Origin of the sequence: Sphingomonas sp. FUKUSWIS1 (assembly GCF_000733135.1) — a bacterium.
Taxonomy (GTDB): Bacteria; Pseudomonadota; Alphaproteobacteria; order Sphingomonadales; family Sphingomonadaceae; genus Sphingomonas; species Sphingomonas aerolata.
The window spans coordinates 1-6,125 of record NZ_JPJC01000121.1 but is presented as its reverse complement, the minus strand read 5'-3'; the positions used below and the strand labels follow the sequence as shown (position 1 = coordinate 6,125).

Below are 6,125 nucleotides of genomic sequence, written 5' to 3'. Positions count from 1 at the left end.
CGGGGTGATGCTGGCCGAGCCGCTGCTGTCGAGCTTCGAGCCCGAGGATTTCGACGCGGCGGTGCGCTCGACCAGCACGATCGTCAGCGGATCGCCGACTTTCCGCGCACGCCAGCCCTCGTACAGCGCGGCATAGCCGTCCTGCGCCTGGAAGATCGATCCGGTCGCGGGCGACGCCAACGGCACGGGCAGCGGCCGTGCGACGGTGAAGTCCTCGGGCGGCGCCTTCTTGCCGAACAGCCTGGCCTGCGCCGACAGCGGCGCGAGCGTGCCGGCGGCAATCGCGAGGAGCGCGATCGGCGCGCGCGTAGGGATCGGAAATGCCATGATGCGCCCTGCGATCAGATGTTCTGGTTGACGTATTTCAGCATGTCGTCGGTCGCCGAGATCATCTTTGAATTGACCTCATACGCACGCTGCGTCTCGATCATGTCGACCAGCTCCTCGACGACGTTGACGTTCGACGCTTCGAGCATCCCCTGCCGCACGCGACCGCGGCCATCCTGCCCGGCAACGCCCAGATTGGCGGCGCCCGACGCGGCGGTCTCGACCAGGTAATTGTCGCCCGTCGCCTGGAGCCCGGCACCATTGGCGAAGCTCGCGACCTGGATCTGGCCGATCTGCTGCGCTTCCGACTGGCCGGGGATCGTCGCCGAGACGGTACCGTCCTGGCCGATCGTGATGTTGGTCGTCCCCTCGGGCACGGTGATGCCGGGCATCACCTGATAACCCTCGCTGGTCACCATCAGCCCCTCGGGGCTGCGCGAGAAATTGCCCGCGCGCGTATAGCCGAGCGTGCCGCCGGGCATCTGCACCTGGAAATAGCCGTCGCCGTCGAGCGCGAGGTCGAGGCTGTTGCCCGTCGTCTGCATCGACCCCTGCGTATCGATCCGCGCGGTGCCCTGGATCCGGACGCCGGTGCCGAGGTTGAGCCCGGTCGCGTATTTGGTCTCCGCCGTCGACTGCGCGCCCGGCGCGGTCACGACCTGGTACGCCAGCGTCTCGAACGCGGCGCGATCCTTCTTGAACCCCGTCGTGTTGACGTTGGCGAGGTTGTTCGAAATGACCCGCATGCGCGTATCCTGGGCGTCGAGCCCGGTACGCGCGATATGCATGGCGGAACTGCTCATGGCCTAATCCTTCCTTAGCTCGGCAGGCGCATCAGTGATGCACCGCTTTCATCCATGTCCTTGGCGGACTTCAGCATGTTGGCCTGGACCTCGTAGCTGCGCTGATTCTCGATCATGTCGACCAGCGCCTGCGTCATGTTGACGTTCGATCCCTCGATCGCCCCGCCCTGCACCTTCGCATCGAGATCCTCGGGCAGCACGCCGCCACCGCGCACGCGCAGCAGATTGTCGAGCCCCTTGACCGTGTCCGACCCCTTGGTGTCGGCCAGCTTCAGCTTGTCGATCACCTGCGGCGCATTCGCATCGCCACCCTGCGGCACGATCGAAATCGTCCCGTCGCCCGCGATCGAGAGCGTGTCATAGGGCGGGATCGTGATCGGACCGCCCGATCCCATCACCGGAAAACCGTCGCCGGTCTGGAGCACGCCCGACGGAGCGATCTCCAGGTCGCCGCGCCGCGTATAGGCTTCGGAGCCGTCCGACGCCTGCACCGCGAGCCATGCGGTCGCGCCGGTGACCGCGACGTCGAGCGGCCGCCCCGTGGTCTGGATCGCCCCCGGCGCGCGGTCGGCGTCGGTCACTTCCTCCGACGTCGGCGCGCGCGCCTCGAACTGCTGGCCGCCACCCTTCAGGTCGATCCGGTCGAACACCACGCGGTCGGCACGGAATCCGGTGGTCGACGCGTTCGCCATGTTGTTGGCGATCGCCGACTGCGCCGCCATGTGCGCGCGCAGTCCCGTCGCCGCGGTGTAGACCAGCTTGTCCATTCAGGGTTCTCCGTCCGCGCCCTGGATCAGCTGCGGATGTTGAAGATGGTCTGCGAGATCTGGCTCGCGGTATCCAAGGCCTTCGAGTTCGCCTGGAAGTTGCGCTGTGCCGCGATCAGCGAGACGAGCTCTTCGGTGATGTCGACGTTCGAGCGCTCGATCGTTCCCGACATCAGCTTGCCGAAGCCGTTGACGTCGGCGATGCCGAGCTTGGCCTCGCCCGAAATGCCGGTCGCCGACCAGTAGCTGCTGCCGAGCTGGCGCAGACCCTCGGGGTTCGAGAAGTTGGCGAGCATCACCTGACCGAGCGCCTGGGTGTCGCCGTTCGAGAAGCTCGCCTTGACGATGCCGGACTCGTCGATCGTCACGCCCTGGATCTGGCCGACCGCCTTGCCGTCCTGCGCGCGCGCGGCGACGTTGAACGCCGATGCCAATTGCGTGGTGTCGAGCCCGAAGGTGAAGCCGAACTGCTGCGTCGTGCTGCTGCCTGCAGTGGTGAACGGGTCGAACGCGACCGCAGTCGTCGGCGCGGTCAGCTTGCCGGTGGTGTCGAAGTCCAGCTCGACGCTTGCCGCACCGTTGGTGGTCATCGGCTTGTCACCGACATAGCTGAACACTTCCCAGCTGCTCGTATTGCCGTTGGCGGCATCGGGCGTCGTCGTGCGCTTGAAATAATTGGTCAGCGTCTGCGCATTGCCGCTCGCATCATAGATCGTCGTCTGCGCCGACTGGTTGTAGCTGGTCGGGTCGAACCGGTCGAACGTCGTCGTCGATGGGATCGCGGCATTGGCGCTGAGGTTCAGCGACATCGACACGTTCGCGGTCGGGACGGCCTTGCCGCTGGTCGCGGGAAGCTGAAGACTGACCGCGGAATCGAGCCCCGATGCGACGACCTTGCCCGAGCCGTCGACCGGATAGACCTGCAAATGGCTGCCGTTCGAATCGACCACATAGCGATCGGCATCGACCAGAAAGCCGCCATTGCGCGTATAGTTGACGTTGAGCGACGTCGTGCTCGGCTTCACCACGAAGAAGCCGTCGCCCGACACGGCGAGATCGAGCGCGTTGGCCGACTGGATGAGGTTGCCCTGGCTGAACTGCTGCCGATTGCCCTGCACCACGGTGCCCGAGCCGATCTGCTGCGCGGGGTTCAGCGACACGCTAGACGCGATCACGTCGGCGAATTCGGTGCGGCTCTTCTTGAACCCGTTGGTCGAGACGTTCGCGAGGTTGTGCGAGATCGTCGACATTTCGGTCTGCGAGGCCTGGAGGCCGGAAAGCGAGGTATAGAAGGACATCGGGTTACTCCTGGAATTCTGGCAATCAGCGGGCGATCAGCCGATCTGGCGAACCGCGGTGACGGGGACCTCACCAAGGCCCGGTAGCGTGAGGATGGCGGCACCGGTCGTCGTCGAAACCGACTGGACCGGCGCCCAGACAAGGTTCTGTGATGCAACGGTCGTGCCATTATTCTGGGCGTTGACGATGACCTTGAACGGTCCCGTCCCGGCATCCTCGCCGGTCGCGGTCTTGCCGTCCCAGTCGTAGTTCACGGTGCCCTTGTCGGCGCTGCCGAGCGACATGGTCTTCAGCACGCCGCCATTGGCATCGGTGATCGTGACGTTGACGTTGCTCGCCGCGGCGCCAAGCTCGATCCCGCCGGCCAGCCCGCCGCTGGTCCGCCCATAGGCCGTGTCACCCGCGGTCAGCACGGTCTTGCCGACATAGGCCATCGCATCGCTGGCGCTGGTCACGTTCAGCTTGTCGGCGATCGACTTCATCGTCGTGCTCATCTCGGAAATACCGGCGAGGCTCGAGAACTGCGCCATCTGTGCGACCATCTGGGTGTTGTCGACCGGGTTGAACGGGTCCTGGTTCTGCATCTGCGCGGTCATCAGCTTCAGGAAATCCGACTGGTTGAGCGTCGTCGAATTGGATGCCGTGGTCGTCGTCGCGGCGGTCGTCGCGCGCGTGATGCCGAGGTTCGAAAGCGTCGAGTCGAAGGAACTTGCCATGATCAGCGGCCTAGCTTGAGGGTATCGATGATCAGCGACTTCGCAGTCTGCATCACCTCGACATTGTTCTGGTAGCTGCGCGCGGTCTCCATCATGTCGACCAGCTCGCGGGTTTCATCGACCGCCGCCTCGAAGATGTTGCCATCCTTGTCGGCCATCGGATTGTTCGGATCGTAGCGCTTGGCGGGTGCCTCGCCGGCGGTGACGACCTTCTCGACATCGACCGTCGACATCCCGCTGGCGGCGTCGAAGCTGGTGCGGAACACCGGCTTCATCGTCTTGTACGCAGCCTCCGCGGAGCCGGCGACGCCGCCCGCATTGGCGAGGTTCGACGCGGTGGTGTTCATCCGCAACAGCTGCGCGGACATCGCGCGGCCAGCGACCTGGAAAATCGTCATCGGCGCATTGGCCATCGCTTAGTCCCCCTTCAGCGCGCGGGTGACCTGGCTGATCCGCCCGTTCAGGAAGGACAGCGTGGTCTGGTACTGCACCGCATTCTCGGCGAACGCGGTCTGCTCCTGGTTCAGCTCGACGGTGTTGCCGTCCATCGAGGTCTGCGTCGGCACGCGATACTTGGTCGCCGCGTCGATCCCGCCCGCGCCATCCGTCTCGAGCGACGCGAGCGCCGACTTGAAGTCGATGTCGCGCGCCTTGAAGCCGGGGGTCGAGGCATTGGCGATGTTCGACGCGAGCACCCCCATGCGCTGCGATCGCACCTCGAGGGCCGCACCATGAACGCCAAACAGCGAGTCACCTGACACTGGACCGAACTCCCGCGCTGGATTGCGCAAGCCTTCCAAAGCAATGCCCGTGCCAGTTGACGCTCACTGACCGGATGACGCCGCTTTGCCGCCCGTCGGCAAGCGCGCGGCAACCCGGCCGGCAACGCCTTGCCGCCCCGGCAGACGTGGCGGCAATCGCACCGGCAGGCGTGGTGCCGACCCGTCGCGCAGCGTGCAAACCGCCGGCCCGCGCGAGTCCCGCTCACCGGGGGATCGCGAACTGGCCCGGCCCTTGCAAAGACTTACGGGACATGATTACGCTCGCCCATCTGCTCGACCCCGCCGCGCTCGCCATCGTCGGCGGCGGCACGGTCCTCGGCGTCGCCTTGCGGACACCGCTGCGCGATCTGGTCCGCGCGATCGCGGCGCTGAAGACGCTCGGCCGCGCCCGGCTCGACGGCGATGCACTGCTCCAGCAGATCGTCGCGCTCGGCCGTATCGCCCAGCGCCACGGTGCGATGGCGCTCGACCGTACGGTCATCGCCGATCCCGACATCGCCGCCGGTATCGCGGCGATCGTCGACGGCGCGACCGCCAGCGACGTGGCACTGCTGATCCGGCATCGCCGCCATGCGCGGATCGAACGCCACGTCGCCGCCGCCGAGGTCTGGGCAGGCGCCGCCGAACTCGCGCCCGCGATGGGCATGGTCGGCACGCTGATCGGGCTCGCCCAAATGTTCGCGACGATGAGCGATCCGACCGCGATCGGCGGCGCGATGGCTATCGCGCTGCTCGCGACGCTCTATGGCGCGCTGCTCGCCAACCTCGTCTTCATGCCGGTCGCCAACCGCCTGCGCGCACAGGGCCGCAACGAGGCGTTCGAACGTGCCCGGATCGAGGCGCCACTCGTCGCGCTCGCCGCGCGCGAGGCCCCGCGCGCACCGTTGATGAGCGTCGCATGACGGTCGGTGATTATCCCGAGCCGCAGCCCGGGCGTCCGCTCTGGCTGATTACGCTCGCCGATCTCGCCTTGCTGCTCGTCGGCTTCTTCGTACTCCTGCAGGCTACGCAGACCGCCAGCGACCGTCCCCTCGCGCCCCGGGCGCTGGCAGCCGGATTGCGCGAGGGCTTCGGTTCACCCGCGACGGCACCGGCCGACACCGCACGGTCGAGATCGCTCGCCGCTTCCGCGCCACGTGCAGTGGCCAAGCCCACGGCCTTGCCCGTTGCCGCTGCCGGGATGCTCGACTTCGCGGTCGGTTCGGCTGTGCTGCCTACGTCACCCGATACGCTGGCGGCCTGGGCGCGTGACGCGGTGCAGGACCCGCGCGTCCAGATCACCGTCACCGGATCGGTCGACGGCTCGCGCGGCGATGTCGACCCTGTCACGCGCAGCGCGGCGATCCTCGCCTCGGACCGTGCGCGCGCGGTCGCGGCCGCGATCGCCCATGTCGCCCGCGGCCGCGTGACGCTCGCGACGTCGCCGACCAC

General features: G+C 66.9%; 9 protein-coding genes. 2 read left to right on the top strand and 7 right to left on the bottom strand.

Annotation, left to right across the window (positions count from 1 at the left end):
- From sphsw_RS08675 to sphsw_RS08645, 7 genes are all read right to left on the bottom strand, one after another.
- A partial coding sequence (locus sphsw_RS08675; protein ID WP_031440259.1) for a flagellar basal body L-ring protein FlgH occupies positions 1 to 327 on the bottom strand: 327 nt, incomplete at its 3' end.
- 14 nt (positions 328 to 341) lie between these two features.
- Positions 342 to 1,130 carry a flagellar basal-body rod protein FlgG gene (flgG, locus tag sphsw_RS08670; protein ID WP_031440258.1) on the bottom strand — a complete coding sequence of 263 codons (789 nt, stop codon included), beginning with the start codon at positions 1,128 to 1,130 and terminating at the stop codon, positions 342 to 344.
- Between the two features lie 14 nt (positions 1,131 to 1,144).
- Complete coding sequence (locus sphsw_RS08665; RefSeq protein ID WP_031394683.1) at positions 1,145 to 1,897, bottom strand: flagellar basal body rod protein FlgF; 753 nt, start codon at positions 1,895 to 1,897, stop codon at positions 1,145 to 1,147.
- A gap of 26 nt (positions 1,898 to 1,923) precedes the next feature.
- Positions 1,924 to 3,195: a flagellar hook protein FlgE gene (locus sphsw_RS08660; protein WP_031440257.1), complete on the bottom strand. Its 1,272-nt coding sequence runs from the start codon at positions 3,193 to 3,195 to the stop codon at positions 1,924 to 1,926.
- A 36-nt stretch (positions 3,196 to 3,231) separates the two neighbouring features.
- Positions 3,232 to 3,912, bottom strand: a complete 681-nt coding sequence (locus sphsw_RS08655) for a flagellar hook assembly protein FlgD (protein ID WP_031394681.1) — start codon at positions 3,910 to 3,912, stop codon at positions 3,232 to 3,234.
- Between the two features lie 2 nt (positions 3,913 to 3,914).
- Positions 3,915 to 4,325, bottom strand: coding sequence for a flagellar basal body rod protein FlgC (gene flgC / locus sphsw_RS08650; protein ID WP_031394680.1), 411 nt, complete (start codon positions 4,323 to 4,325; stop codon positions 3,915 to 3,917).
- 3 nt (positions 4,326 to 4,328) lie between these two features.
- On the bottom strand, positions 4,329 to 4,673 hold the full coding sequence (locus sphsw_RS08645; protein WP_031440256.1) for a flagellar basal body rod protein FlgB: 345 nt from the start codon (positions 4,671 to 4,673) through the stop codon (positions 4,329 to 4,331).
- Positions 4,674 to 4,945: 272 nt separating this feature from the next.
- On the opposite strand from sphsw_RS08645, the gene sphsw_RS08640 reads away from it, so the two are divergent.
- Positions 4,946 to 5,596: a motility protein A gene (locus sphsw_RS08640; RefSeq protein WP_031440255.1), complete on the top strand. Its 651-nt coding sequence runs from the start codon at positions 4,946 to 4,948 to the stop codon at positions 5,594 to 5,596.
- The coding region (locus sphsw_RS08635) for a flagellar motor protein MotB (protein ID WP_031440254.1) at positions 5,593 to 6,125 on the top strand (533 nt) is incomplete at its 3' end. The genes sphsw_RS08640 and sphsw_RS08635, both read left to right, overlap by 4 nt.